24 protein-coding genes and 1 pseudogene are annotated in these 24,917 nt (G+C 70.6%); 12 read left to right on the top strand and 13 right to left on the bottom strand.

Features of this window, described 5'->3' with window-relative positions; all coding sequences use genetic code 11:
- The first annotated feature begins 107 nt into the window (after positions 1–107).
- From dapA to dapD, 4 genes are all read left to right on the top strand, one after another.
- The gene (gene dapA / locus OG897_RS11065; RefSeq protein ID WP_266655267.1) at positions 108–1,112 is read left to right on the top strand and encodes a 4-hydroxy-tetrahydrodipicolinate synthase; all 1,005 of its coding nucleotides are present in this window, start codon (positions 108–110) and stop codon (positions 1,110–1,112) included.
- Positions 1,030–1,662 (top strand): hemerythrin domain-containing protein, encoded by a 633-nt coding sequence (locus OG897_RS11060; protein WP_266655265.1) that lies wholly within the window; start codon positions 1,030–1,032, stop codon positions 1,660–1,662. Before dapA ends, OG897_RS11060 begins: the two co-directional genes overlap by 83 nt.
- A gap of 75 nt (positions 1,663–1,737) precedes the next feature.
- Positions 1,738–2,607 (top strand): aminoglycoside phosphotransferase family protein, encoded by an 870-nt coding sequence (locus OG897_RS11055; RefSeq protein ID WP_266655263.1) that lies wholly within the window; start codon positions 1,738–1,740, stop codon positions 2,605–2,607.
- A gap of 134 nt (positions 2,608–2,741) precedes the next feature.
- Positions 2,742–3,731: a 2,3,4,5-tetrahydropyridine-2,6-dicarboxylate N-succinyltransferase gene (gene dapD, locus OG897_RS11050; protein WP_266655261.1), complete on the top strand. Its 990-nt coding sequence runs from the start codon at positions 2,742–2,744 to the stop codon at positions 3,729–3,731.
- Positions 3,732–3,739: 8 nt separating this feature from the next.
- Here the strand turns inward: dapD and OG897_RS11045 are convergent, their stop codons facing one another.
- Entirely contained in the window at positions 3,740–4,987 is a 1,248-nt protein-coding gene (locus OG897_RS11045) for an MFS transporter (protein WP_266656748.1), read from the bottom strand.
- Between the two features lie 166 nt (positions 4,988–5,153).
- On the opposite strand from OG897_RS11045, the pseudogene OG897_RS11040 reads away from it, so the two are divergent.
- Both OG897_RS11040 and OG897_RS11035 read left to right on the top strand, forming a co-directional pair.
- A pseudogene (locus OG897_RS11040) lies at positions 5,154–5,714 on the top strand (peroxiredoxin); the annotation flags it as partial.
- Between the two features lie 5 nt (positions 5,715–5,719).
- On the top strand, positions 5,720–6,109 hold the full coding sequence (locus tag OG897_RS11035; RefSeq protein ID WP_266655259.1) for a hypothetical protein: 390 nt from the start codon (positions 5,720–5,722) through the stop codon (positions 6,107–6,109).
- Here the strand turns inward: OG897_RS11035 and OG897_RS11030 are convergent.
- A complete protein-coding gene (locus OG897_RS11030; RefSeq protein ID WP_266655257.1) occupies positions 6,093–7,400 on the bottom strand; it encodes a DUF3616 domain-containing protein in 1,308 nt (435 codons plus the stop codon). The genes OG897_RS11035 and OG897_RS11030 overlap by 17 nt on opposite strands.
- A 191-nt stretch (positions 7,401–7,591) precedes the next feature.
- Here OG897_RS11030 and OG897_RS11025 point away from each other — a divergent pair, with 191 nt between their 5' ends.
- Positions 7,592–8,746, top strand: a complete 1,155-nt coding sequence (locus OG897_RS11025) for a hypothetical protein (protein WP_266655255.1) — start codon at positions 7,592–7,594, stop codon at positions 8,744–8,746.
- Between the two features lie 73 nt (positions 8,747–8,819).
- Here OG897_RS11025 and OG897_RS11020 read toward each other — a convergent pair whose 3' ends face one another.
- From OG897_RS11020 to OG897_RS10985, 8 genes are all read right to left on the bottom strand, one after another.
- A complete protein-coding gene (locus tag OG897_RS11020) occupies positions 8,820–9,158 on the bottom strand; it encodes a metal-sulfur cluster assembly factor (protein ID WP_266655253.1) in 339 nt (112 codons plus the stop codon).
- Positions 9,155–9,619 (bottom strand): Fe-S cluster assembly sulfur transfer protein SufU, encoded by a 465-nt coding sequence (sufU, locus tag OG897_RS11015; protein WP_266655251.1) that lies wholly within the window; start codon positions 9,617–9,619, stop codon positions 9,155–9,157. The genes OG897_RS11020 and sufU overlap by 4 nt, the downstream gene beginning before the upstream one ends.
- Before the next feature lie 13 nt (positions 9,620–9,632).
- On the bottom strand, positions 9,633–10,889 hold the full coding sequence (locus OG897_RS11010) for a cysteine desulfurase (RefSeq protein WP_266655249.1): 1,257 nt from the start codon (positions 10,887–10,889) through the stop codon (positions 9,633–9,635).
- A complete protein-coding gene (gene sufC / locus OG897_RS11005; RefSeq protein ID WP_266655247.1) occupies positions 10,886–11,671 on the bottom strand; it encodes a Fe-S cluster assembly ATPase SufC in 786 nt (261 codons plus the stop codon). The genes OG897_RS11010 and sufC overlap by 4 nt, the downstream gene beginning before the upstream one ends.
- 7 nt (positions 11,672–11,678) lie before the next feature.
- Positions 11,679–11,996 carry a non-heme iron oxygenase ferredoxin subunit gene (locus tag OG897_RS11000; RefSeq protein WP_266655245.1) on the bottom strand — a complete coding sequence of 106 codons (318 nt, stop codon included), beginning with the start codon at positions 11,994–11,996 and terminating at the stop codon, positions 11,679–11,681.
- Positions 11,996–13,174, bottom strand: coding sequence for a Fe-S cluster assembly protein SufD (sufD, locus tag OG897_RS10995; protein ID WP_266655243.1), 1,179 nt, complete (start codon positions 13,172–13,174; stop codon positions 11,996–11,998). Before sufD ends, OG897_RS11000 begins: the two co-directional genes overlap by 1 nt.
- 62 nt (positions 13,175–13,236) lie before the next feature.
- Positions 13,237–14,661 (bottom strand): Fe-S cluster assembly protein SufB, encoded by a 1,425-nt coding sequence (gene sufB, locus OG897_RS10990; RefSeq protein ID WP_266655241.1) that lies wholly within the window; start codon positions 14,659–14,661, stop codon positions 13,237–13,239.
- Positions 14,658–15,419: a metalloregulator ArsR/SmtB family transcription factor gene (locus OG897_RS10985; protein ID WP_266655239.1), complete on the bottom strand. Its 762-nt coding sequence runs from the start codon at positions 15,417–15,419 to the stop codon at positions 14,658–14,660. The genes sufB and OG897_RS10985 overlap by 4 nt, the downstream gene beginning before the upstream one ends.
- 259 nt (positions 15,420–15,678) lie before the next feature.
- Here OG897_RS10985 and OG897_RS10980 point away from each other — a divergent pair, with 259 nt between their 5' ends.
- The 3 genes from OG897_RS10980 (at position 15,679) to OG897_RS10970 (ending at position 18,526) form a co-directional block, all read left to right on the top strand.
- Positions 15,679–16,605 (top strand): ABC transporter ATP-binding protein, encoded by a 927-nt coding sequence (locus tag OG897_RS10980; RefSeq protein WP_266655237.1) that lies wholly within the window; start codon positions 15,679–15,681, stop codon positions 16,603–16,605.
- A 94-nt stretch (positions 16,606–16,699) separates the two neighbouring features.
- Entirely contained in the window at positions 16,700–17,482 is a 783-nt protein-coding gene (locus OG897_RS10975; protein ID WP_266655235.1) for an ABC transporter permease, read from the top strand.
- Between the two features lie 69 nt (positions 17,483–17,551).
- Positions 17,552–18,526: a heme A synthase gene (locus OG897_RS10970; protein ID WP_266655233.1), complete on the top strand. Its 975-nt coding sequence runs from the start codon at positions 17,552–17,554 to the stop codon at positions 18,524–18,526.
- Between the two features lie 117 nt (positions 18,527–18,643).
- Here OG897_RS10970 and OG897_RS10965 read toward each other — a convergent pair whose 3' ends face one another.
- The 3 genes from OG897_RS10965 to OG897_RS10955 form a co-directional block, all read right to left on the bottom strand.
- A complete protein-coding gene (locus OG897_RS10965; RefSeq protein WP_266655231.1) occupies positions 18,644–19,723 on the bottom strand; it encodes an amidohydrolase in 1,080 nt (359 codons plus the stop codon).
- Between the two features lie 135 nt (positions 19,724–19,858).
- Complete coding sequence (locus OG897_RS10960; RefSeq protein WP_266655229.1) at positions 19,859–20,230, bottom strand: hypothetical protein; 372 nt, start codon at positions 20,228–20,230, stop codon at positions 19,859–19,861.
- Between the two features lie 108 nt (positions 20,231–20,338).
- Positions 20,339–21,295 carry a heme o synthase gene (locus OG897_RS10955; RefSeq protein ID WP_266655227.1) on the bottom strand — a complete coding sequence of 319 codons (957 nt, stop codon included), beginning with the start codon at positions 21,293–21,295 and terminating at the stop codon, positions 20,339–20,341.
- A 360-nt stretch (positions 21,296–21,655) separates the two neighbouring features.
- On the opposite strand from OG897_RS10955, the gene tkt reads away from it, so the two are divergent.
- Positions 21,656–23,761: a transketolase gene (tkt, locus tag OG897_RS10950; protein ID WP_266655225.1), complete on the top strand. Its 2,106-nt coding sequence runs from the start codon at positions 21,656–21,658 to the stop codon at positions 23,759–23,761.
- A 34-nt stretch (positions 23,762–23,795) separates the two neighbouring features.
- Positions 23,796–24,914: a transaldolase gene (gene tal, locus OG897_RS10945; protein ID WP_266655223.1), complete on the top strand. Its 1,119-nt coding sequence runs from the start codon at positions 23,796–23,798 to the stop codon at positions 24,912–24,914.
- Positions 24,915–24,917 lie beyond the last annotated feature (3 nt).

Genomic DNA, 24,917 nt, shown 5'->3' with positions numbered 1-24,917 from the left:
CCTGCCCGGGATCATGCCAGAGCCGGACAACCGTCCACTTCCGCTTACCTTTCGAGCGGAGAAGTTCTAAGTGGACCTGAACGGTGGACGCCCCCGAGACTGCGCACATGACGACGCCCACCGCCTTCGGCCGCGCACTCTGCGCGATGATCACCCCCTTCTCCCCCACGGGCGAAGCCCTCGACCTGCCCGGCGCGCAGAAGCTGGCCGACCACCTGGTGTCCGTCGGCGGCTGCGACGGCCTGGTCCTGAACGGCACGACCGGGGAGTCCCCCACCACCTCCGACGCGGAGAAGCTCGCGCTGCTGCGGGCGGTGCGCGAGGCGGTCGGCCCGGGCGTGCCGCTCCTCGCGGGGGTCGGCAGCGCGCACACCGCGCACACCGTGGAGCTGGCCAGGGCGGCCGAACAGGCGGGCGCGGACGGCCTGTTGGTGGTCGCCCCGTACTACAGCCGTCCCCCGCAGGCGGCGCTGGAGGCGCACTTCCGCCGGGTCGCGGACGCCGTCGGCATCCCGGTCGTCCTGTACGACATCCCGGGCCGCACGGGGGTGCGGATCGAGGTCGAGACGATGCTGCGGCTGGCCGGGCACCCGCGCATCACGGGCGTGAAGGACTGCGCGTACGACCTGCTGGGCAGTGCGAAGGTCATCGCCCGCACGGGCCTCGCCTACTACTCGGGCTGCGAGGAGACGAACCTGCCGCTGCGTTCGGTGGGCGGCACGGGCTTCATCAGCACGGTGGCGAACGTCGCCCCGCGGGCGATGCGCGCCCCGCTGGACGCGTACGCGCGCGGCGACGTGGCGGCGGCGGCCCGCCTGCACCACCGCACGCTCCCCCTCGCGGAGCTGATGATGGCGTCCGGGCTGCCCGGCACGGTCACCGCGAAGGCCCTGCTGAACGCGGTCGGGCTCCCGGCGGGACCGGTCCGCGAACCGTTGCAGCCCGCCGCCACCGAGGTGGTCGACGGGCTGCTGGCGGCGTACGGGGAGCTGATGCGCATAGATCACCACATTCCGGTTGAATGTGGTCATGAACGACGACACGGACGAGTTCTGGCTGACCAGGCGCACCGGGCTGACCCCGACCAGCCCGCCCGCCGAGCGGATCAGTGACCGCACGGTCCTGGACGAGCCGACCCGCCCCGGCGCACCGGAGCCCGACGGCTCGGTGGTCTTCGACGAGCAGGGTCTCGCGGCGGCCAGGCACTTCCGCGACATGCACGACATGTACCGCAAGGAGATGCGCCAGGTACGCGAGAGCCTGCGCCAGGTGGAGGAGGGCGCACGGTCGATCGGCGACGCCCGCGACGACCTGAACCGGATGTCCGTCCGGGCGAACAACTGGGCGCTGGGCGGCATCTGCCAGCGCCAGTGCCTGGGCATGACCGGCCACCACACCCTGGAGTCGGACTCGATCTTCCCTTACCTGGCCGCCTCGCAGAAGGACCTGGCCCCGGTCGTCGAACGGCTGAACAGCGAGCACCTGGCGATCCACGGCCTGATCGAGGACGTCGACGAGGCCCTGATCCGCCTGGTGACCCACCCCGGCGAGTTCGGCCCGCTGCGCGAGACCCTGGACCTGCTCAGCGACACCCTGCTCTCCCACTTCGCGTACGAGGAGCGGGAACTGCTGGGCCCCATCGCCCGGTTCGGCCTGAACTGACCAGACGGCACCGGGGCGGTAGGGTGCCTGCGCCCGGGGGAAACCGGGGAGACCTGCGGGGGGGACCGGGCAGCGATGCAGACGTCACAGGCGCGGCGTGCGGTCGCCGCAGCCCTGTCGATCACCACGTCGCTCGGTCTGAGGGCCGACGAGGCGGTCGTGCTCCAGGACTCGAACAAGCTCACTCTGCGACTGCTGCCCTGTGACGTACTGGCACGGGTGGCGTCCGAGGCCGAACAGGTCGCGCACGTCGAGGTCGGCCTCGCCCGGCGGCTCACGGCGGCCGGCTGCCCGGTGGCGCTGCTCGATCCCCGGGCCGAGCCCCGCGTCCACGAGCGGGACGGCTTCGAGATCACGCTGTGGACCTACTACGCGCCCGCTCCCGACGAGGTCCCGCCCGCCGCGTACGCCGACGCGCTCGCGCGGCTGCACGCCGGGATGCGCACGCTCGACACCCTCGGCGTCCCGGTGCCGCACTTCACGGCCCGCGTGGAAGAGGCCCGGCGGCTCCTCGCGGACCGCGACCGCACTCCGGCGCTCGCCGACGCCGACCGGGAGCTGCTCGACGGTACGTTGCGGAGTCTGGGCCGCGCGATCGACGAACGCGGCGGCCCCGGGCAGCTTCTGCACGGCGAGCCGCATCCGGGCAATGTGCTCGCCACGGCGGACGGGCCCCTGTTCATCGACCTGGAGACGTGCTGCCACGGCCCCGTCGAGTTCGACCTCGCCCACGCCCCGGAGGAGGTCGACGGGCACTACCCGGGGGCCGACCCGGAGCTGGTGCGGCAGTGCCGGATCCTCGTACTGGCGATGATCACCACGTGGCGTTGGGACCGGGACGACCAGTTCCCCGACGGGCTGCGGCTGGGCACGGAGTGGCTCGGCCGCCTCCGGACGGCACTCGGCCGCGACGCGCAGCCGCAGCCCGGGGGCACACTCCCGTAAACCGGCGACGCCCAGCGGCAGACCGGCGCCACCCAGCCGCAGACCGGCGACACCCAGCGCCAGACCCGCGACGCGCCCTCCGCAGGGCGAGACCGGTTCGCCCGCGCGGGCCGCCGCCGGTTAGGTTTCCTGTCATGACCGATACGACTGCTACTCGCACCACCGGCGCCGTCGCCGCCGGACTCGCCACCCTCGCCGCCGACGGCACCGTCCTCGACACCTGGTTCCCCGCCCCCGAGCTCGTCGCCGAGCCCGGCCCGGCCGGTACCGAGCGCCTCAGCGCCGAGCGCGCCGCCGAACTCATCGGGGCCGCCGCCCCCAAGGCGCTGGGCCCCGACGCCCGTCGCGGCGTCGAGGTCGTGGCCGTCCGTACGGTCATCGCCTCGCTCGACGACAAGCCGCTCGACGCCCACGACGCGTACCTGCGCCTGCACCTGCTCTCGCACCGCCTCGTCACGCCGCACGGCCAGAACCTGGACGGTCTCTTCGGCCTCCTCGCCAACGTCGCCTGGACCTCGCTCGGCCCGGTCGCCGTGGACGCGGTCGAAGAGGTGCGGCTGAACGCCCGCGCCGAGGGCCTGCACCTCCAGGTCACCTCGATCGACAAGTTCCCGCGCATGACGGACTACGTCGCACCCAAGGGCGTACGGATCGCCGACGCCGACCGGGTGCGCCTCGGCGCGCACCTCGCCGAGGGCACCACCGTCATGCACGAGGGCTTCGTGAACTTCAACGCGGGCACCCTCGGCACCTCCATGGTCGAGGGCCGCATCTCGGCCGGTGTCGTCGTCGGCGACGGCTCCGACATCGGCGGCGGCGCGTCCACCATGGGCACCCTGTCCGGCGGCGGCAACGTCCGCATCGTCATCGGCGAGCGCTGCCTCGTCGGCGCGGAGGCCGGGGTCGGCATCGCGCTGGGCGACGAGTGCGTCGTGGAGGCGGGGCTCTACGTCACCGCCGGTACGCGCGTCACGATGCCCGACGGCCAGATCGTGAAGGCCCGCGAGCTGTCCGGAGCCTCGAACATCCTCTTCCGCCGCAACTCCGTGTCGGGCGCCGTCGAGGCCCGCCCGAACAACGCGGTGTGGGGCGGACTCAACGAGGTCCTGCACAGCCACAACTGACCGTCAGGTCAGGCCCCCGTGCCCTCCCGCGTCCCTGCGGACCGGGAGGGCACGGGCACGCCCGCCCCCACACCGGTACGTCCGGCGAGGGACCGGGGCCTCATCCGCCCCGCCCCCACCACCGCGCACCCCGCCAGCACCGCCACCACCGTGCACAGCGGCCACAGCACGCCCGGCGCGGCCTCGTACAGCGCCCCGCCCAGCGGCGGCGCGAGCACCACGCCGCTCACCGACACGCCCGCGTACAGGCTCTGGAACCGGCCCTGCGCGTGCGCGGGCGCCTGATCGGCGACGTACGCGTTCGCCGGGGTCTTGTAGAGGATCTCGCCCAGGGTGATCAGCAGCATCGTCGCCGCCGCGAGCGCGAGGCCCGCCCCGAACATCAGAAGCCCGTACCCGAGCCCGACCAGCATGAGCCCCGCGCCCACGATGGCGAGCGGGGGCCGCTTGCGCAGGGCGGCGGTGACGGGGAGTTCGAGGAGCAGGATCAGACCGCCGTTGATGGAGAACATCCAGCCGTAGACCTGGGTGGCGTGGCCGTGGTCGGTGAGGAAGACCGGGTAGGTCGAGAAGAGCTGCCGGTACACGATGTCCGCGAAGAAGCTCGCCACGAGCAGTACGGCCACGGCGGGCCGCGCCCGCAGCTCCCGCCAGAGCCCCCGCTGCTCCCCCGGGCCCGGCTTGGCCCGTTCCCTGCCGCGCGCGGGCAGCACCCGGGCCGCGTACACCGCGAAGAGAAGCGTCCCGACGCCGTCCGCCACGAAGATCACCGTGTACGAGAACTGGGTGGCGAGCAGCGCCCCGAGCGGGGCGCCCACGGTGAACCCGGCGTTGCTCGCCGACCGCATCAGCGCGAAGCCCTGTCGGCGTACGGCGTCCGGGACGGTGACGGCCACCAGCGCCCCGTTGCAGGCCCGGACGGCGCCCTGCGCGTAGTTGCACAGCGGCAGGAGCGCGTACAGGGCGGCGATCGGGATGAGCGGCAGCAGGACGAGGGTGACGCCGGAGAGCACCGCCGCGCAGAGCAGTGCCCTGCGGTGGCCGAAGCGGTCGCCGAACCAGCCGCCAGTGAAGTTGCCCGCGACGAGGCCGACACCGCCGATGCCGGTGAGCACGCCCGCCTGCGGCACCGACATTCCGCGCTCGTCGGTGAGGTAGACGAAGAGGTAGAGGAAGGTGAAGGCGACCACGCTGTTGAAGAAGATGCCGAGCACCAGCATCCACACGGCTCTCGGTATGTCCTTGAACGTCCCCAACATCCCCTGCCCCCTGGTCACTTCCTGTCAGTTCCTTTTCGGAACTGACTATGGCACCCTCGTCCCCGCAGGTCAACGATGCGAGGACGGAAGCGGGCCCATGAACAACACCTCAGACGTCACGAAGGCCGATGCCACGAAGGCCGAGGCCACAGAGACCGACGCCACGGAAGCCGACGCTCCGGAGGCCGAGCAGGTGCGCGCACTGCGCGGGGCCCGCGTCCCGGAGCTGCTGCTCCCCGCCTCCGACGGCGGGCACCGCGACCCGGTCGCGCCCGGCACCCCGTACACGGTTCTGTACTTCTTTCCCGGCGCGTACGCCGACGCCGCCGACTACCCGCCGGGCTGGGCCGGAATCCCCGGCGCGAAGGGCTGCACGCGCCAGTCCTGCACCTACCGCGACCAGCTCGCCCACTTCACGGCCGCGGGAGCGACGGTGCACGGCGTGTCGACCCAACTCCCGCACGAACAGCGCACGTTCAGCACCAAGGAGCAGCTGCGCTTCCCGCTCCTCTCGGACCCGGGACTCGCCCTGGCGGGCCCGCTCGGCCTGCCGGTCTTCGAGGCGGGCGGCCTGATCCGGCTGCGGCGGGCGACGCTGGTGGTGGACCGCGACCGCACGGTCCTCGACGCGATCCCCGCGACCACGGACATCGAGAAGGGAGTGCGGGCCGCGCTCGCCGTCGTCCTCAGCGCGCCCCGAACCGGTCGGCCGGCCAGTCGCTGAACGCCTTGACGCGCGGGCGGCTGCGGGTGTTGTGGAAGGCGCGGACCAGCCGTGCGTCGCCGCCCGTACCCGGGACCCGCACCATCACGTACGCCTGGACGGACAGCCCCCGCCCGGAGGGCCTGGTCCGCAACGGCTGGGCCCGCCGCGTCCCCGACCCGGACGACCGCCGCCGGGTCGACGTCGAGGCGGTGTCACTGACCGCGCGGGAGCTCCAGGACCCGCTGGGTCCGGTACGACACCGGATCGGCGCGGTCCTCGCGTTGTTCGGGCCCGACGAACTCCGCGTGCTCCAGCGCTACTTCGAGCCCGCCGCCCCGGCCCTGCGCGAGGCCGCGGCGGACACCGGGGCCGCCGGGCTGGCCGCCCGGAGCGGAGCTACTCCGTCACCGTGAAGGTGACCGCCCGCGCCTTCTTCCACGCCGCGTGCGGCAGGTCCCTGGCCTCCACCCCGGTCCCGTACCAGTCCACCGACCCGCAGTCCGCGATCACCTGCACGCGCGCGCCCGGCACGTCGAGGTCCGGCACGTCGACGACGCACTCCCAGCCGCCCGGATCCCCGGTCGGCAGGTCCATCAGCCGGACCGCCCCGTGCCCCGGCTGCCCGTCCCACGCGTAGAGGGCGTACGGATCGGAGCTGTCGTCGGCGGCCCACGACCCCGCCACGATCAGGTACTGGTCGGCGGAGTTGCGGCAAAGGTCCCGGACGCCGAGCCCGTCCAGATCCAGCAGCACGGGCTCCCCGAACTCGGCCCGCGCTCCCCCGCCCACCAGTTCGTCCACGTTCATCACGGGCACGAGCAGCGCCGCCCCGCCCGTCTTCGCGGGCACCAGCGGGGCCCGGAACCCGATGTACGCGATGCTCGTGCTGCCCGGCGCGAACGCGAAGCCCTCCGCGTTGAACGCGTCGATCCGCTGCGGCTTCCGCCCTGCGGCGGCGCCCGCCGCGAACCCCAGCTCACCGCCCCGGGACTCGTCCCAGGCGATCAGGTCCGTACGCAGATCACGGTACGAGCCGTCGAGAACCAGCTCGACTCCCGCGCCCGCACCGCGTAGCCGCGTGCGGAACAGCAGCGACCGGTCCGGCCTCGGCTTCCCCTCCTCGCTGTTGGACATCGAGCCCAGCCAGTACACGCTGTCGGTGTCCCCCGCGCGGGCCACGCCCTCGATGTCGATCTCCCGGCGCGCCCCGAGCCGCTCCCCGAAGTCCCAGCCGCGCACCGGTCCGCCGGACACCCCGCGCGCGTACAGCCGCAGGGTGTTGGACTCGTCGTCGGCGAGGACGAGGTGGCCGCCGCCCACGTCGACGGCGGCGGACGCGTCGCACGCGCCCGTGAAGTACCGGGTGTCGGCGGCGTGCTGGACGGGCCCCGAGGCCGCGTAGTGCAGGACGGCGGTGGCGGTACGTCCGCCGAGCCCGGTGACGCACAGCGTCAGTTCGCACAGACCCCGCCCCCTGGCCCGTACGGACACTTCGCGCTCCGCGCCCCGCCCCCGCACGGTGACGTCGCCCGCGCCCGCGATCCGGGAGTCGGAGGAGGCGACCGCGACGACGGACAGGTCGGCGGGCCTCGCCCCGGCCTGCGAGACGAGGACCCGCACGGTCGGATCGGCGGTGGCGCCGACGGCACCGGAGAGGTGATCGGCAGCGAGCGAGACGACCGGAGCAGCAGGCGGTGGTGTCATGGCAACGCCCTTCGACGGCACGGCTGTTGAGCCACAACCTAGGACCGATCGGCCACGGAGGACACGCCGGCCGCACAGTTCCCCGCTCGCCGTTTCCTTCCGTGGTCCGACGCTCTCCCCCTCCGCCGTTCCCCGTACCGTACGGACCCGGATACGGTGACCCCCCATCACCCTGACGCACGGAGCACGACGTGACACACCCCGGCGGCCCCCACGGAAGCCCCCCGCCCGGCCCGGCAGGACCCGGCTGGGGCGGCGCCTGGGCCCCGCCCCCGCAACCCCCGCAGCCCGGGGTGATCCCGCTGCGCCCGCTCGCCCTCAGCGACATCCTGAACGGCACCTTCTCCGCCTTCGGCCGCTACTGGAAGCCCCTCCTGGGCACCGCCGTACTCGCGTACGGGGCCGCCCTGCTGGTCACGGGCGCAGCGGTGGCCATCGGCATCTGGGCCAACCAGGACACCTTCCACGCGGCGGAAGCCGCGGACCGCGCCAACGACGACGCGGCCCTCGCCTCCGAGCTCATTGCCCTGGCCGTCGGCTTCGGCGTGGTCGCCGTCGTCGGCATGGTGTGCATGTTGCTGGCCACCGCCGTCACCCAGGCGGCGTCCCCCGCCGTGCTCCAGGAGGCCGTGCTCGGCCGCCCGGCCACGTTCGGCGTGGTGTGGCGCAGGGCGGTGAACCGCGCCCCCGCGGTGATCGGCGTGCTGCTGATCCCCTGGCTGGTCGGGTTCCTCATGGTGGCCCTGCTGATGACCGGCTACGTCGCCCTGATGCTCTCGGTCGTGGAACACCAGGGCGGCGGCCTCGCCAACGTCCTCGCCGGAGTGGGCCTCATCACCGGACTCCTGCTGATGCCGGTGGCGATCTGGCTCTGGACCCTCTTCAGCCTGGCCCCCGCCGTCGCCGTCTTCGAGTCGGCGAGCCCGATGCGGGCGCTGCGCCGGTCGGCCCGGCTGGTGAAGGGCTCCTGGTGGCGGATCTTCGGAATCACGCTGCTGGTGTACGCGATGGCGATGGTGGCGGGCTCGATCATCCAGGTGCCGTTCAGCTTCCTGGGCATGTTCTCGATGATCCCCAGCTTCGGCCTCACCACCCAGGCCGACGAGAGCACGGCCGTGGTGCAGGTGTTCCTGTCCGTGGGCGGCTACGTGCTGATCACCCTCCTCGGCAGCTTCGTCAGCCAGATCATCACGACCTTCTTCCCCCAGCTCTCCACCGGCCTGCTGTACGTGGACCAGCGCATCCGCCGCGAGAACCTGGCCCCCGCCCTCGCCGAGGCGGCCCACCTGCCGCCCCCGCCGCCGTACCAGCAGCCCCCGCAGCACCCACAGCACCCACAGCACTGAGAAACGGCTGTGCCCCCGGCGCTCGCGAGGAGCACCGGGGGCACAGCCATACCGTACGGACGAACAGCGGATCTCAGACGTTGAAGCCGAGCGCGCGGAGCTGCTCGCGGCCGTCGTCGGTGATCTTGTCCGGGCCCCACGGCGGCATCCAGACCCAGTTGATCTTGAGCTCGTTGACGATGCCCTCGGTGGCCGACTTGGCCTGGTCCTCGATGACGTCGGTCAGCGGGCAGGCCGCGGAGGTGAGCGTCATGTCGATGGTCGCGATGTTCGCGTCGTCGACGTGGACTCCGTAGATGAGGCCCAGGTTGACGACGTCGATGCCCAGCTCGGGGTCGACCACGTCGTACAGGGCTTCGCGCACCTCTTCCTCGGAGGCGGGCTTGGTCGTCAATGTCGTCTCGTCACTCATGCCGTCTCCTTCTTCGCGCTCTCGCCCAGGGCCTGGGCGGTCGCGTCCTTCCATGCCATCCAGCTCAGCAGGGCGCACTTGACCCGGGCCGGGAACTTCGAGACTCCGGCGAACGCGACCGCGTCCTCCAGGACCTCTTCCATCGCCTCGTCGGGCTCGACAGCGCCCTTCGACTGCATCAGCTCCAGGAAGGTCTCCTGGATCTTCCGGGCCTGGTCCAGGTCCTTGCCGACCAGCAGGTCGTTCAGCACCGAGGCGCTGGCCTGGCTGATGGAACAGCCCTGCCCCTCGTAGCTGACGTCCTCGATGCGCTCCCCGTCGTACTTCACCCGGAGCGTGATCTCGTCGCCGCAGGTGGGGTTGACGTGATGCACCTCGGCATCGCCGTCGCGCAGGCCGCGCCCGTGCGGGTGCTTGTAGTGGTCCAGGATGACTTCCTGGTACATCGAATCCAGCTTCACTGTCGCTCCCCGCCTACCCGAAGAAGTTCCGTACGTGCTCCAGGCCGTCGACCAGGGCGTCCACCTCGGCCGGCGTGGAGTACAGATAGAACGACGCCCGCGTGGTCGCAGGAACTCCGTAGCGGAGGCAGACCGGGCGCGCGCAGTGGTGACCGACGCGTACCGCGATGCCTTCCTCGTCGAGGACCTGGCCCACGTCGTGCGGATGGATGTCGCCGAGCGTGAAGGAGATCGCCGCACCGCGGTCCTCGGCCGTCGCCGGGCCGATGATCCGCAGGTCGGGCACCTCCAGGAGGCGCTTGACCGCGTACTCGGTGATCGCGTGCTCGTGGCGCGCGATGTTCTCCATGCCGATCGCCGAGAGGTAGTCCACGGCCGCGCCGAGGCCGACGGCCTGCGCGATCGGGGGCGTACCCGCCTCGAACTTGTGCGGCGCGGGAGCGTACGTCGAGGAGTGCATCGACACGGTCTCGATCATCTCGCCGCCGCCGAGGAACGGCGGCAGGTCCTCCAGCAGCTCCTGACGGCCCCAGAGCACGCCGATGCCCGTCGGGCCGACCATCTTGTGACCGGTGAAGGCCACGAAGTCGGCCTGGAGGGCCTGCACGTCCAGCACCATGTGCGGCGCGGCCTGCGAGGCGTCGATGCAGACCAGCGCGCCGACCTGCTGCGCACGGCGCACGATCGTCTCGACCGGGTTGACCGTGCCCAGCAGGTTGGAGACCAGCGTGAAGGAGACGATCTTCGTCTTCTCGGTGATGATCTCGTCGATGTTGGAGAGGTCGAGGCGGCCGTCGTCGGTCAGCCCGAACCACTTCAGCTTCGCGCCCGTGCGCTGCGAGAGCAGCTGCCACGGCACGATGTTGGAGTGGTGCTCCATCTCCGTGATGACGATCTCGGTCTCGCGGTCCACGCGGTAGGGCTCGTCGGCCCAGCCCAGCATGTTGGCGACGAGGTTGAGCGACTCGGAGGCGTTCTTCGTGAAGATGACCTCGTCGCGGCTCGGCGCGTTGATGAAGGCGGCGACCTTGTCGCGGGCGCCCTCGTACAGCGCCGTGGCCTCCTCGGCGACCGTGTACACACCGCGGTGCACGTTGGCGTTGTGCCGCTCGTAGTACTCGTTGAGCGCGTCGAGCACCTGGCGCGGCTTCTGGGAGGTCGCCGCGGAGTCCAGGTAAACGATCTTCTTGTCCCCGTGGACGATGCGGTCCAGCAGGGGGAAGTCCTTGCGGATCGCGTCCGTGTCGAGGAGGCCCGGCAGCTGTGTCACGCGGCTGCGCCACCCTTCGTGTCGACTTCGTCGCGCGTTGCGTACTTCTCGTAGCCCTCGGCCTCGAGCTGGTCGGCCAGCTCGGGGCCACCGGACTCGACGATCTTGCCCGCCGAGAAGACGTGCACGAAGTCCGGCTTGATGTAGCGCAGGATGCGCGTGTAGTGCGTGATCAGCAGCGTGCCGACCTCACCGGTCTCGCGGACGCGGTTGACGCCGTCCGAGACCTGGCGCAGGGCGTCGACGTCCAGACCGGAGTCGGTCTCGTCGAGGATGGCGATCTTCGGCTTCATGAGCTCCATCTGGAGGATCTCGTGACGCTTCTTCTCACCACCGGAGAAGCCCTCGTTGACGTTGCGCTCGGCGAAGGACGGGTCCATCTGGAGCTGCTCCATCGCGGACTTGACCTCCTTCACCCAGGTGCGCAGCTTGGGGGCCTCGCCGCGCAGCGCCGTGGCCGACGTACGCAGGAAGTTGGACACCGAGACGCCGGGGACCTCGACCGGGTACTGCATGGCCAGGAACATGCCGGCGCGGGCGCGCTCGTCGACGGACATCTCCAGGACGTCCTCGCCGTCGAGGGTGACGGTGCCGCTGGTGATCGTGTACTTGGGGTGACCCGCGATCGAGTACGCGAGGGTGGACTTGCCGGAGCCGTTGGGGCCCATGATGGCGTGGGTCTCGCCCTGCTTCACGGTCAGGTCGACGCCCTTGAGGATCTCCTTGGTGCCGTTCTCGACATCGACGGAGACGTGCAGGTCGCGGATTTCAAGCGTTGCCATGGGGTACTCAGGACTCCTGGGTGACGGAGACGAGCACATCGTCCCCTTCGATCTTTACGGGGTAAACGGGGACGGGGCGCGTCGCGGGAAGACCGGACGGCTTGCCGGTGCGGAGGTCGAAGCTCGAACCGTGCAACCAGCACTCGATCGCACAGTCCTCCACCTCCCCCTCCGACAGCGAGACGTTCGCGTGCGAGCAGATGTCGTTGATCGCGAAGACTTCGCCCTCGGTGTGTACGAGAGACACCGGCGTGCCGTCGACCTCCACCCGCTTGGGGGTGTCGGCCTCCAGCTCGCTCAGCGCTGCCACCTTCACGAACGCCATCAGACGGACGCCTCCAGCTCCGCGTCGATCTTCGCGAGCAGCCGCTCCTCGACGTCCGTGACGCCGATCTGCTGGACCAGCTCGGCGAAGAAGCCGCGGACGACCAGGCGACGGGCCTCGTCCTCGGGGATGCCGCGGGACTGGAGGTAGAAGAGCTGCTCGTCGTCGAAGCGGCCGGTCGCCGAGGCGTGGCCCGCTCCGGCGATCTCGCCGGTCTCGATCTCCAGGTTGGGGACCGAGTCGACGCGCGCGCCGTCGGTCAGCACCAGGTTGCGGTTCATCTCGTACGAGTCGGTGCCCTCGGCGGCGGCCTGGATCAGCACGTCGCCGATCCACACCGCGTGCGCGTCCTGCCCCTGGAGCGCGCCCTTGTAGGCCACGTTCGACTTGCAGTGCGGGACGTTGTGGTCGACCAGGAGGCGGTGCTCCTGGTGCTGTCCCTGGTCGGTGAAGTACAGGCCGAACAGCTCGGCCTCGCCGCCGGGACCGGCGTACGAGACGCGCGGGTGCAGCCGTACGACGTCGCCGCCGAAGGTCACGACGACCGACTTGAACGACGCGTTGCGCCCGACGAGCGCGTTGTGCTGCGCCACGTGGACGGCACGGTCGTCCCAGTCCTGCACGGACACGACGGTCAGCTTGGCACCGTCGCCCAGCACGTAGTCGACGTTCGCGGCCAGCACACCGTCACCGGTGTGGTCGATGACCACGACGGCCTCGGCGAACGCGCCGAGTTCGAAGACCTGGTGGCCGTACGCCGTGCCGCCCTCGCCCTGCACCGACACGCGGATCGGCTCGGTCAGCACGGTCTCCTTGGGCACCGAGACGACCGATGCCTTCTCGAAGGAGCTGTACGCCTGGGCCGCGACCCGGTCCACCGGCTTCCCGGCCCTGCCGAGGCGGGCGTCGCTGCGGTCGACCGTCTCGACGGTGACACCGGCGGGGGCGTCGACCCGGACGGTCAGCACGCCACCGGCGGTCGCGGTGCCGTCGTGCAGCCCGCGCAGCCGGTCGAGCGGCGTGAACCGCCACTCCTCCTCGCGGCCGTGCGGCACGGGGAAGTCCGCCACGTCGAAGGACGGCGGCGCACTCATGCGCGTGGCGACGGTGGACTCCGCCGCCACCGCGATGGAACCGGCGGTGGTGGAACCCACCGGGATGTTCTGAGCCTCAGCCATGGCTGTCGTAGCGCTCTCTCTCTGGATCAGGAAGTCGGTTGCTGCTGACAAGGGGGTTCGGGTCAGCCGACCGAACCCTCCATCTGCAGCTCGATCAGCCGGTTGAGCTCCAGGGCGTACTCCATCGGGAGCTCCTTGGCGATCGGCTCGACGAAGCCTCGGACGATCATCGCCATCGCCTCGAACTCGGTCATGCCGCGGCTCATCAGGTAGAAGAGCTGGTCCTCGGAGACCTTGGAGACGGTCGCCTCGTGGCCCATGGACACGTCGTCCTCGCGCACGTCGACGTACGGGTACGTGTCGGACCGCGAGATGGTGTCGACCAGCAGCGCGTCACAGAGCACGTTGGACTTCGACCCCGGAGCGCCCTCGCCGATCTCGATGAGACCTCGGTAGGACGTCCGACCGCCACCGCGCGCCACCGACTTGGACACGATGTTGGACGACGTGTTCGGCGCCATGTGCACCATCTTCGCGCCCGCGTCCTGGTGCTGGCCCTCGCCCGCGAAGGCGATGGACAGCGTCTCGCCCTTGGCGTGCTCGCCCATGAGGTAGACGGCCGGGTACTTCATCGTCACCTTGGAGCCGATGTTGCCGTCGACCCACTCCATGGTCGCGCCCTCGTACGCCACGGCGCGCTTGGTGACCAGGTTGTAGACGTTGTTCGACCAGTTCTGGATCGTCGTGTAGCGGCAGCGGCCGCCCTTCTTCACGATGATCTCGACCACGGCGGAGTGCAGCGAGTCCGAGGAGTAGATCGGAGCCGTGCAGCCCTCGACGTAGTGAACGTACGCGTCCTCGTCGACGATGATCAGCGTGCGCTCGAACTGCCCCATGTTCTCCGTGTTGATACGGAAGTACGCCTGGAGCGGGATCTCGACGTGCACGCCCTTCGGCACGTAGATGAACGAGCCGCCGGACCACACGGCCGAGTTCAGCGACGCGAACTTGTTGTCGCCGACCGGGATGACGGTGCCGAAGTACTCCTGGAAGAGCTCCGGGTGCTCCTTCAGCGCGGTGTCGGTGTCCATGAAGATGACACCCTGCGCCTCCAGCTCCTCGTTGATCTGGTGGTAGACGACCTCGGACTCGTACTGGGCCGCGACGCCCGCGACGAGGCGCTGCTTCTCCGCCTCGGGGATGCCGAGCTTGTCGTACGTGTTCTTGATGTCGGCGGGCAGGTCCTCCCAGGACTGTGCCTGCTTCTCCGTGGAGCGCACGAAGTACTTGATGTTGTCGAAGTCGATGCCCGACAGGTCCGAGCCCCAGTTCGGCATGGGCTTCTTGCCGAACAGCTTCAGACCCTTGAGACGCAGCTTCAGCATCCACTCGGGCTCGTTCTTCTTCGCCGAGATGTCGCGGACGACAGCCTCGGACAGACCTCGCTTGGCCGCGGCACCCGCCACGTCCGGGTCGGCCCAGCCGAATTCGTACGTACCCAGGCCCTCAAGTTCGGGGTGGGCAGTCTCCTCGATAGGGAGAGTCATGCGGGGTTCCTCCCGGCCGTGCTTGCCGATGCTGAATGACTGGTCTGACTGGTGTCACTGGCGTGACTGGTGTGACTGCTCTTCGGGATGTACGTCGTGCAGACCCCGTCGCCGTGGGCGATGGTGGCCAGCCGCTGGACATGGGTCCCGAGCAGCGCGGAGAAGACCTCGGTCTCCGCCTCGCAGAGCTGCGGGAACTGTTCCGCGACGTGGGCGACAGGGCAGTGGTGCTGGCACAGCTGCTCTCCGACCGGTGCGCTTCGCGCCGTAGCAGCGTACCCGTCGGCACTCAAGGCCCTCGCCAGAGCCTCCGTGCGCTGCTCGGGGGGCGCCGCCTCGACGGCCTCGCGGTACGCCTGTGCCTGCGCGGCGATCCGGGCGCGCGCGAAGGCGGTGACGGCCGCCTCCCCCTGCTCGCCGCCGCCGGCCGCCCTGGAGATCCAGGTCAGAGCGTCGGCCGCGAGCTGGTCGTAGGACTGGTCGAAGGCGTCCCGGCCGCAGTCGGTGAGCGCGAAGACCTTCGCGGGCCGCCCGCGCGTACGCGCCCCGTAGACCCTCTGCTCCTTCGCCTGCACCACGTCGTCGGCGGCGAGGGCGTCGAGGTGGCGGCGCACGGCGGCCTGCGTGAGGCCGAGGCGCTTCGCCAGGTCGGCGACCGTCGACGGGCCGTGGTCCAGGATGGAGCGCGCGACACGGTTGCGGGTGGACCGCTCACCGGTCGCGACGTCCGTCTGGGGGACCTCGCCTTCGTATTTCACAACGCCATTGTTGCGTAATTCCCCTGAGCCTGACAACCCGGATCTTGACCAACATCGGTGGACTGCATCACTTAGGTAAACCTAAGCTGACCTGCGGAAACGATCACGGGGAAGGCGATCCGGAGACCCCCTCCGCACCCTCGGCCCCCTCGCCCACAATGGGCGTGACCTGGGAGTAAGGGGCCAAAGGCGCCGTCAGCGCGCTGCCGGGCCCCGCCCCCTGCCGGGCCGTTCCCCGCCGGGACCTAGACTCGCTCCCATGTCACAAGAGCCCGTCGTCCAGGTCAGCGGCCTGGTCAAGCGGTACGGATCCAAGACCGCGGTCGACGGCCTCGATCTCACCGTCGCCTCCGGCACCGTCACCGCCGTCCTCGGCCCCAACGGAGCCGGGAAGACCACGACCGTCGAGACCTGCGAGGGCTACCGCAAGCCCGACGCGGGCACGGTCCGCGTCCTCGGTCTCGACCCGGTCGCCGACGCCGCGAAGCTCCGCCCGCGCATCGGCGTGATGCTCCAGTCCGGCGGCGTCTACTCCGGCGCCCGCGCCGACGAGATGCTCCGCCACATGGCGAAGCTGCACGCGCATCCGCTCGACGTGGACGCCCTGATCGACCGCCTCGGGCTCGGCAGTTGCGGCCGTACGACCTACCGCCGTCTCTCCGGCGGCCAGCAGCAGCGCCTCGCGCTCGCGATGGCCGTGGTCGGCCGCCCCGAGCTCGTCTTCCTCGACGAGCCGACCGCGGGCCTGGACCCGCACGCCCGCCGCTCCACCTGGGACCTCGTACGCGAACTCCGGGAGTGCGGCGTGAGCGTCATCCTCACCACGCACTTCATGGACGAGGCCGAGCAGCTCGCCGACGACGTCGCCATCGTGAACGCGGGCAAGGTCATCGCCCAGGGCTCCCCCGCCGACCTGTGCCGAGGCGGCGCCGAGAACACCCTGCGCTTCACGGGCCGCCCCGGCCTCGACATGACCTCGCTCCTCAAGGCGCTCCCCGCCGACACCCTCGCGGAGGAGCTGATCCCGGGGACGTACCGCATCAGCGGAAAGATCGACCCGCAGCTCCTCGCCACGGTCACCTCCTGGTGCGCCCAGCACGGGGTGATGCCGGACGGCATCTCGGTCGAACGCCGCACCCTCGAAGACGTCTTCCTGGAACTCACGGGTAAGGACCTGCGCCCATGAACTCGCCCCACGCCACCGCCGCCACCGGCCGGGGGTCCGGGGGCCGTCCCCCGGGCAAGCACAGCCTGGAACTCACGGGTAAGGACCTGCGTCCATGAGCACCGCCCCTTACACCCCCATGCCGGGAGCGGCCCCGCTCGGCCGGATGATCGCGGCGCAGACCGCGCTCGAAACGAAGATGCTGCTGCGCAACGGCGAGCAGCTTCTCCTCACCGTGATCATCCCTGCCCTCCTCCTGGTCCTCTTCTCGGCCGTCGACATCATCGCGGTGCCTGTTTCACCGCAGGGCACGGGCAAGTCCGTCGACTTCCTCGCCCCCGGCATCCTCGCCCTCGCCGTGATGTCGACCGCGTTCACCGGCCAGGCCATCGCCACCGGCTTCGAGCGCCGGTACGGCGTCCTCAAGCGGCTCGGCACCTCGCCGCTCCCCCGCTGGGCCCTGATGACGGCGAAGACGCTCTCCGTCCTGGTCACCGAGGTCCTCCAGGTCGTCCTCCTCACCGCCATCGCCTTCGGCCTCGGCTGGTCGCCGCAGGGCGACCCGGTCTCCGTGCTCCTCCTCCTGGTCCTCGGCACGGCGGCCTTCTCCGGTCTCGGCCTGCTGATGGCGGGCACCCTCAAGGCGGAGGCGACGCTCGCCGCCGCCAACCTCGTCTTCCTCCTCCTCCTCGTCGGCGGCGGCGTCATCGTCCCGCTCGACAAGTTCCCGGACGCCGTGCAGGACGTCCTGGGCCTGCTGCCGATCTCCGCGCTCTCCGACGGCCTGCGCGACGTGCTCCAGCACGGGGCGTCGATGCCGTGGGGCAACCTCGGCGTCCTCGCGGTGTGGGCGGTCCTGGGCCTCGGCGCCGCGGCGAAGTTCTTCCGCTGGGAATAGGCGCGTGGGAGTGAGGTCACACGCCTCCACCGCCCCCCTCGTGAAAACTCGCACAAGCACCCGCCTACCATGGTTGCCGTGTTGACCCCCCTCGCCCTCATCGCCCAGCGATGGACGCCCACGCCCCGTACGCTCCAGCGCGCCGCGCTCTCCGCGGTCGTCATGAGCGTCTTCATCATCGTGACCGGCGGCGCGGTCCGGCTGACCGGTTCCGGTCTCGGCTGCGACACCTGGCCCAAGTGCACCTCCGACAGCCTGTTCGTGACGCCGGAACAGGGCTTCCACGGGTTCGTGGAGTTCGGCAACCGCATGCTGACGTACGTCCTGTCGGCGGCCGTCGGCTGGGCCATCATCGCGGCCCGCTCCACGAAGCCGTGGCGGCGCAGCCTCACCCGTACCGCCTGGGTGATGTTCTGGCTGGTCATGAGCAACGCCGTCGTCGGCGGCGTCACCGTGTGGATGGGCCTCAACCCGTGGACGGTGGCGGGTCACTTCCTGGCCGCCAACGCCCTCCTCGCGGTCGCCGTCACCGTCTGGCAGCGCACCCGCGAGGGCGACGGCGCGCCCGTCCCGAGGGTGCCGCGTCCGGTCCGCAAGCTGGCCTGGGCGATCGTCGCGACGAGTGCCGTCCTGATCGTGCTGGGCACCTCGGTGACCGGCTCGGGCAAGCACGCGGGCGACAAGAGCGAGGTGCCGCGCATGCCGTGGGACTGGGCGGACGCCGCACACGTGCACGCCGCCGCCGCGTGGGTGGTCTGCGCGCTGGCCATCGCGATGTTCCTGGTGCTGCGCATGGTGGACGCGCCGGACGACACCCGTCACCGCTCCCGCGACCTGCTGATCGTGCTGGTCGCCCAGGGCGCCGTGGGCTACGTGCAGTTCTTCACGCAGGTCCCCGAACTCCTGGTCGCCGTGCACATGCTGCTGTCCTCCCTCATGTGGATCGCGGTGATCCGCCTGCTGCTGAGCATGCGCGAGCGCCCGGTGGAGTCGGCGGAGAGCGTCGCCTCCGACGCCCCCGCCCAGGTGCCGGCGAGCGCCTGACAGACCGACACGAGAAGGCCGGGACGGACACCGTCCCGGCCTTCTTCTCGTCCGCACGGAGCCTCCCCGTACGCACGGAGCCTTCCCGCACGCACGGAGCTTTCGTACGCATGGAGCTCACGCCAGCCGGTAGACCCGCCGCGCGTTCCCCGCCGCGATCATCCTGGCCACCCGCTCCGCGTCCGCCTTCGCCCAGGCCCCCTCCGCCACCCACCCGCCGAGCACCCTGGCCAGCGCCTCCTGGAACAGCCGCGCCCCCACCACGTGCAGCTCCGGCAGCCCGCGCGCCCCGCTGGAGAACAGCACCTTCCCGAACGGCGCCAGCTCCAGCATCTCCGCGAGCACCGCCGCCGCCCCCGCCCCCGTCTGCGACAGGGCGGGCCCGAGATCCGCGTACACATGGGGGAAGACGCCCGCCAGGTGCGCCGCGTGCCGGTGGTACGGATAGTCGTGCAGCAGCACCAGATCGGTACCGAGCCCCGCGCTCGCCGCCGCGAACTCCGTCAGCCGCTCCGGGTCCCCCGCCACGTGCAGCTGGAGCGGCAGCCCGCAGCTCACCGCGTTCCACAACAGGTGCCGCAGGAGTACGGGGTCGGACAGGCGGCCCCCCGCCCTGCGCCCCGCCAGCCAACGCCCCGCCGCCCCGCGCACCTCGCCGGGGCCCGGCGGGTGCGGCGCGAGCGCCGGCCCGTGCCGTACGCCCGCCACGGAAGTGAACGCGACCGCGGTCTTCGTCGCCGCGTGCATGGCCTCGCCCAGGTTGGCGAGGAAGCACTCGGCGGTGCCCGAGGTGTCGGCGATCTGCTCGGCGAGCAGTTCGAGCCGTACGATCTCGCGCGCCTCGGCGTCGCCCGCGACGGCCAGCTCCCGGGGGCAGGTGAGGTCTCCCGGCAGCCCGGTGTCGACCAGGTAGGTGGCGATCCCGGTGCCGCGCAGCAGCCGCCGCCCCGCCTCCAGGACGCCCAGCTCGCGGCGTCGGGCCAGGTAGCGGGCGGGCGGGCAGTGCGGCTCCAGGCCGAGCAGGGGCGGACACCAGCGGCGTACGGCGAAGCCGGTCTGGGTGTCGAAGAAGGTGGTGCCGGGGGCGGGCGGCGCCGGGGTGCGGCCGAGGTGCGCCTCGAAGGTGCCCAGACCCAGCTCGGTGCGGAGCACGCCGTGGCAGTACTGGTCCACCAGGGGCGGAGGGGTGACGAACATCGGGGGCTCCCTGCGGGTGGCGTGACGCGTGTGACGCTTCCACAGGGCCTAACGGGTGAGGCCCGCCCCGGGGTACTGGACGGGCCTGTTCACTACGGCTTCCGTACGGCCCGACCGAGCCGTACGGGACCTCGGCTAGCGCCTGGCGGGCCGGCTGCCGCCGATCTGGATACCGGCCATCCGCTTCCACTCGTAAGGACCCGTCTCGACCTTGGCCGCGAACTCGCCGTCGAAGTCCTCGTGGACGGTGATCCCGGCCTTCTCGGTGGCCGCCTTCGCCACGTCGTACGTGGGGGCCACCAGGTCGCCCCAGGAGCCGTCGTCGCCGACCAGGACGATGCGGGTGCCCCGCTGCCCGATGTACGCGAGCTGTCCCTCGGCGCCGCCGTGCTGCCCGGCGAAGGCGGTGATCTGCTTGGCCAGCTTCGCCGTCCTGCGCTCCGCCGACTTCTCGGCCCTCTCGGCCGACTTCGCCGTGGGCCGCTCTGCCTGCTTGGTGTCTGCCATGAGCAGGATGCTACCGACGAGTAGCGAAAACGGCGACGGGCGGGACACGTGGCCTTGACCACGTGTCCCGCCCGTCACGGACGTACGAGAACGAACCCGGCGCGGAACTCAGAAGCGCAGGAAGGGGTCCACCGCGACCGCCACGAAGAGCAGCGAGACGTAGGTGATCGACCAGTGGAACAGTCGCATCTCCTTCAGCTTCGCGCCCGTGACCTCGGCCTTGGCGCGGGCCTGGAGGCCGTGCGCCTCCCACAGCCACCAGCCGCCCGCGAGGGCCGCGACGACGGTGTAGAACCAGCCCGTGTAGCCGAGCGGCTGGAGCAGCAGGGACACGGCGACCATGACCCAGCTGTAGATCACGACCTGCTTGGCGACCGCCTTGTTGCCCTTGACGACCGGCAGCATCGGCACGCCCACGCGGGCGTAGTCGTCCTTGACCTTCATCGACAGCGGCCAGTAGTGCGGCGGCGTCCAGAAGAAGATGACCATGAAGAGGACGACCGCGGCCCAGGACATCGAGTTGGTCACCGAGGACCAGCCGATGAGGACCGGCAGGCAGCCCGCGATGCCGCCCCAGACGATGTTCTGCGTGGTACGGCGCTTCAGGATCATCGTGTAGACGACGACGTAGAAGAGCAGCGCGCCCAGCGCCAGCCAGGCCGACAGCCAGTTGACCAGCAGGCCGAACCAGAGCGTGGAGATCACCGCGAGCGAGATGCCGAAGACCAGGCACTCGCGCGGGCTGACCATCCCGGTGACCAGCGGACGCTGCGACGTGCGGTCCATCAGCGCGTCGATGTCGCGGTCGATGTACATGTTGAGCGCGTTGGCGCCACCGGCGGAGAGATAACCGCCGAGGCACGTGGCCAGCACCAGCCACAGGTCCGGGACACCCTGCTCCGCCAGGAACATCACCGGAACGGTGGTGATCAGCAGAAGCTCGATGATCCTCGGCTTGGTCAGTGCAACAAACGCCTTGACCCGGGCTCCGAACGGCCGATGGCCCCCCGGGCTGGGAGTCGAAGCGACCCCTGCGGGTCGGGACTCGACGGCCGTCACGCACACCCCTGACAGAGAATTCCCAAAGCAAGCTCCGGGCGTGAAGGCCCGGTAAAGACTTGCGCGTACCACGCCACTCTAGACGTTGCCCATACGTCGCCCTTCGCCGGGGTGGGGTCGTGTTGGGCCGACCGTGAACAAGCAGGGGGACGGGGTGCCCCAGGAGTAGTGTCCGGATGTATACGGAAATGCGTTCGTCGAGAGGCGAACCCCGTTCAACGCGCGCACTCTGGTCCGTAACGCCTCTTGTTTTCACGGCGTGGACTCGAAATTTTGCGCGTTCCGGCGAGGGTAGGCTCGACAGCGCCCCGGTGCGGCGAACAGACACCGGGACTAAAACATTGTGGAGAGGAGCCCTGACCCAGGGTGAGCACCAAGCCGACCACCACAGATGACCTTGAGTGGACCGAATTGGACCAGCGGGCCGTAGACACCGCCCGCGTCCTGGCCGCGGACGCCGTACAGAAGGTCGGCAACGGCCATCCGGGTACGGCGATGAGCCTGGCGCCGGCCGCGTACACCCTCTTTCAGAAGGTGATGCGGCACGACCCGGCGGACGCCGACTGGACCGGCCGCGACCGCTTCGTGCTGTCCGCGGGCCACTCGTCCCTCACGCTCTACACCCAGCTCTACCTGGCCGGGTTCGGCCTGGAGCTGGACGACCTCAAGTCGTTCCGCACCTGGGGCTCCAAGACCCCGGGCCACCCGGAGTACGGGCACACGGTCGGCGTCGAGACCACGACGGGTCCGCTGGGCCAGGGTGTCGCCAACGCGGTGGGCATGGCGATGGCCGCCCGCTACGAGCGCGGTCTGTTCGACCCCGGGGCGCCGGTCGGCGAGTCGCCGTTCGACCACTTCGTCTACGCCGTCGCCGGTGACGGCTGCCTCCAGGAGGGCATCTCCGCCGAGGCGTCCTCGATGGCCGGTCACCAGAAGCTCGGCAACCTGGTCCTCCTGTGGGACGACAACCACATCTCGATCGAGGGCGACACGGAGACCGCGATCTCCGAGGACACGCTGAAGCGGTACGAGGCGTACGGCTGGCACGTCCAGCGCGTCGCCCCGAAGCCGGACGGCGACCTGGACCCCGAGGCGCTGTACAACGCGATCGAGGCGGCCAAGGCCGTCACCGACAAGCCGTCGTTCATCGCGATGCGCTCGATCATCGCCTGGCCCGCGCCGAACGCGCAGGGCACCGAGGCGTCGCACGGCTCGGCGCTCGGCGACGACGAGGTCGCGGCCACCAAGCGCGTCCTGGGCTTCGACCCGGAGCAGTCCTTCGAGGTCTCCGACGAGGTCATCGCCCACACCCGCAAGGCGCTGGAGCGGGGTGCCGAGGCGAAGGCCGAGTGGGAGAAGGGCTTCGCCGCCTGGCGCACCGCCAACCCGGAGCGCGCCGCCGAGTTCGACCGCATCAACGCGGGTGAGCTGCCCACGGGCTGGGAGGAGAAGCTCCCCGTCTTCGAGACCGGCAAGGGCGTCGCCACCCGTGCGGCCTCCGGGAAGGTCCTGCAGGCTCTCGGTGCGGTCATCCCCGAGCTGTGGGGCGGCTCCGCCGACCTCGCGGGCTCCAACAACACGACGATCGACAAGACCTCCTCGTTCCTCCCCGAGGGCAACCCCCTCCCGGAGGCGAGCCCGTACGGCCGCACGATCCACTTCGGCATCCGCGAGCACTCGATGGCCGCCGAGATGAACGGCATCGCGCTGCACGGCAACACCCGTGTCTACGGCGGCACCTTCCTGGTGTTCTCCGACTACATGCGCAACGCGGTGCGCCTCTCCGCGCTGATGCACCTGCCGGTGACGTACGTGTGGACGCACGACTCGGTCGGCCTCGGCGAGGACGGCCCCACGCACCAGCCGGTCGAGCACATCGCCTCGCTGCGCGCGATCCCGGGCCTGAACGTGGTCCGCCCGGCGGACGCCAACGAGACGGCCATCGCCTGGCGCGAGATCCTCAGGCGTTACACGAAGGTCTTCGGCAAGGGCGCCCCGCACGGTCTGGTGCTGACCCGTCAGGGCGTGCCGACGTACGAGGCCAACGAGGACGCCGCGCGTGGTGGTTACGTGCTCTTCGAGGCGGAAGGGCCCTCCGGGCAGCACACGGACGCCCAGGTCGTCCTGATCGGCACCGGCTCCGAGGTCCAGCTGGCCGTCGAGGCCCGTGAGGCCCTCCAGGCCGGGGGTGTCCCGACGCGTGTCGTGTCGATGCCGTCGGTGGAGTGGTTCGAGGAGCAGGACCAGGGGTACCGGGACAGCGTCCTTCCCCCGTCGGTGAAGGCGCGGGTGGCGGTCGAGGCCGGTATCGGTCTCACCTGGCACAAGTACGTCGGTGACGCGGGCCGCATCGTCTCGCTGGAGCACTTCGGTGCCTCGGCCGACGGCAAGGTCCTCTTCAAGGAGTTCGGTTTCACCGGCGAGGCCGTCGCCGCCGCCGCCCGGGAATCTCTCGCCGCCGTCCAGCGCTGACGCTCGTATACACGATCTAGGAGATGCATTTCTCATGACAGACGCACTCAAGCGCCTCTCCGACGAGGGCGTTGCGATCTGGCTCGACGACCTGTCGCGCAAGCGGATCACGTCCGGCAACCTGGCCGAGCTGATCGACCAGCAGCACGTCGTGGGCGTCACCACCAACCCCTCGATCTTCCAGAAGGCGATCTCGCAGGGCGACGGCTACGACGTCCAGCTGACCGACCTCGCGGCCCGCGAGGTGACCGTCGAGGAAGCCATCCGGATGATCACGACGGCGGACGTCCGGGACGCCGCCGACATCCTGCGCCCCGTCTTCGACGCGACGCAGGGCCAGGACGGCCGGGTCTCCATCGAGGTCGACCCGCGCCTGGCGCACAACACCCGGGCGACGGTCGCCGAGGCCAAGCAGCTCGCCTGGCTGGTGGACCGCCCCAACACGCTCATCAAGATCCCGGCGACCAAGGCCGGTCTCCCGGCGATCACCGAGGTCATCGGCCTGGGCATCAGCGTCAACGTCACGCTGATCTTCTCCCTTGAGCGCTACCGCGAGGTCATGGACGCGTACCTGGCGGGTCTGGAGAAGGCGAAGGCCGCGGGCCTGGACCTCTCCAAGATCCACTCGGTCGCCTCCTTCTTCGTGTCCCGTGTGGACACCGAGATCGACAAGCGCCTGGACGGCCTGGGCACGGACGAGGCCAAGGCCCTCAAGGGCAAGGCGGCTCTCGCCAACGCACGCCTCGCCTACCAGGCGTACGAGGAGGTCTTCTCCTCCGACCGCTGGGCCGCGCTCGACAAGGCGCAGGGCAACAAGCAGCGTCCGCTGTGGGCCTCGACCGGTGTCAAGGACCCGTCCTACAAGGACACCCTGTACGTCGACGACCTGGTCGCGCCGGGCACGGTGAACACCATGCCGGAGGCGACCCTGGAAGCCACCGCCGACCACGGCCAGATCACCGGCAACACCATCGCGGGCACGTACGAGCAGGCCCGCGCCGAGCTCGACGCCATCGAGAAGCTGGGAATCGCGTACGACGACGTCGTCGCGCTCCTGGAGACCGAGGGCGTCGACAAGTTCGAGGACGCCTGGAACGACCTGCTCAAGTCGACCGAGGCCGAGCTCAAGCGCCTCGCTCCTTCGGAGGGCTAAAAC

Origin of the sequence: Streptomyces sp. NBC_00237 (assembly GCF_026342435.1) — a bacterium.
GTDB lineage: Bacteria > Actinomycetota > Actinomycetes > Streptomycetales > Streptomycetaceae > Streptomyces.
Note: the sequence above shows the minus strand (reverse complement) of the source record. Positions and strands in the feature narration are given on the sequence as shown.

Coding starts and splice junctions, on each gene's coding strand:
- OG897_RS11060 (WP_266655265.1), top strand. CDS start 1,030: ATGAACGACGACACGGACGAGTTCTGGCTGACCAGGCGCACCGGGCTG.
- OG897_RS10975 (WP_266655235.1), top strand. CDS start 16,700: ATGAGCACCGCCCCTTACACCCCCATGCCGGGAGCGGCCCCGCTCGGC.
- OG897_RS10980 (WP_266655237.1), top strand. CDS start 15,679: ATGTCACAAGAGCCCGTCGTCCAGGTCAGCGGCCTGGTCAAGCGGTAC.
- OG897_RS10960 (WP_266655229.1), bottom strand. CDS start 20,230: ATGGCAGACACCAAGCAGGCAGAGCGGCCCACGGCGAAGTCGGCCGAG.
- dapA (WP_266655267.1), top strand. CDS start 108: ATGACGACGCCCACCGCCTTCGGCCGCGCACTCTGCGCGATGATCACC.
- dapD (WP_266655261.1), top strand. CDS start 2,742: ATGACCGATACGACTGCTACTCGCACCACCGGCGCCGTCGCCGCCGGA.
- sufB (WP_266655241.1), bottom strand. CDS start 14,661: ATGACTCTCCCTATCGAGGAGACTGCCCACCCCGAACTTGAGGGCCTG.
- OG897_RS11020 (WP_266655253.1), bottom strand. CDS start 9,158: ATGAGTGACGAGACGACATTGACGACCAAGCCCGCCTCCGAGGAAGAG.
- OG897_RS11055 (WP_266655263.1), top strand. CDS start 1,738: ATGCAGACGTCACAGGCGCGGCGTGCGGTCGCCGCAGCCCTGTCGATC.
- tal (WP_266655223.1), top strand. CDS start 23,796: ATGACAGACGCACTCAAGCGCCTCTCCGACGAGGGCGTTGCGATCTGG.
- sufD (WP_266655243.1), bottom strand. CDS start 13,174: ATGGCTGAGGCTCAGAACATCCCGGTGGGTTCCACCACCGCCGGTTCC.
- sufC (WP_266655247.1), bottom strand. CDS start 11,671: ATGGCAACGCTTGAAATCCGCGACCTGCACGTCTCCGTCGATGTCGAG.
- OG897_RS10970 (WP_266655233.1), top strand. CDS start 17,552: ATGGTTGCCGTGTTGACCCCCCTCGCCCTCATCGCCCAGCGATGGACG.
- OG897_RS11000 (WP_266655245.1), bottom strand. CDS start 11,996: ATGGCGTTCGTGAAGGTGGCAGCGCTGAGCGAGCTGGAGGCCGACACC.
- OG897_RS10965 (WP_266655231.1), bottom strand. CDS start 19,723: ATGTTCGTCACCCCTCCGCCCCTGGTGGACCAGTACTGCCACGGCGTG.
- OG897_RS11030 (WP_266655257.1), bottom strand. CDS start 7,400: ATGACACCACCGCCTGCTGCTCCGGTCGTCTCGCTCGCTGCCGATCAC.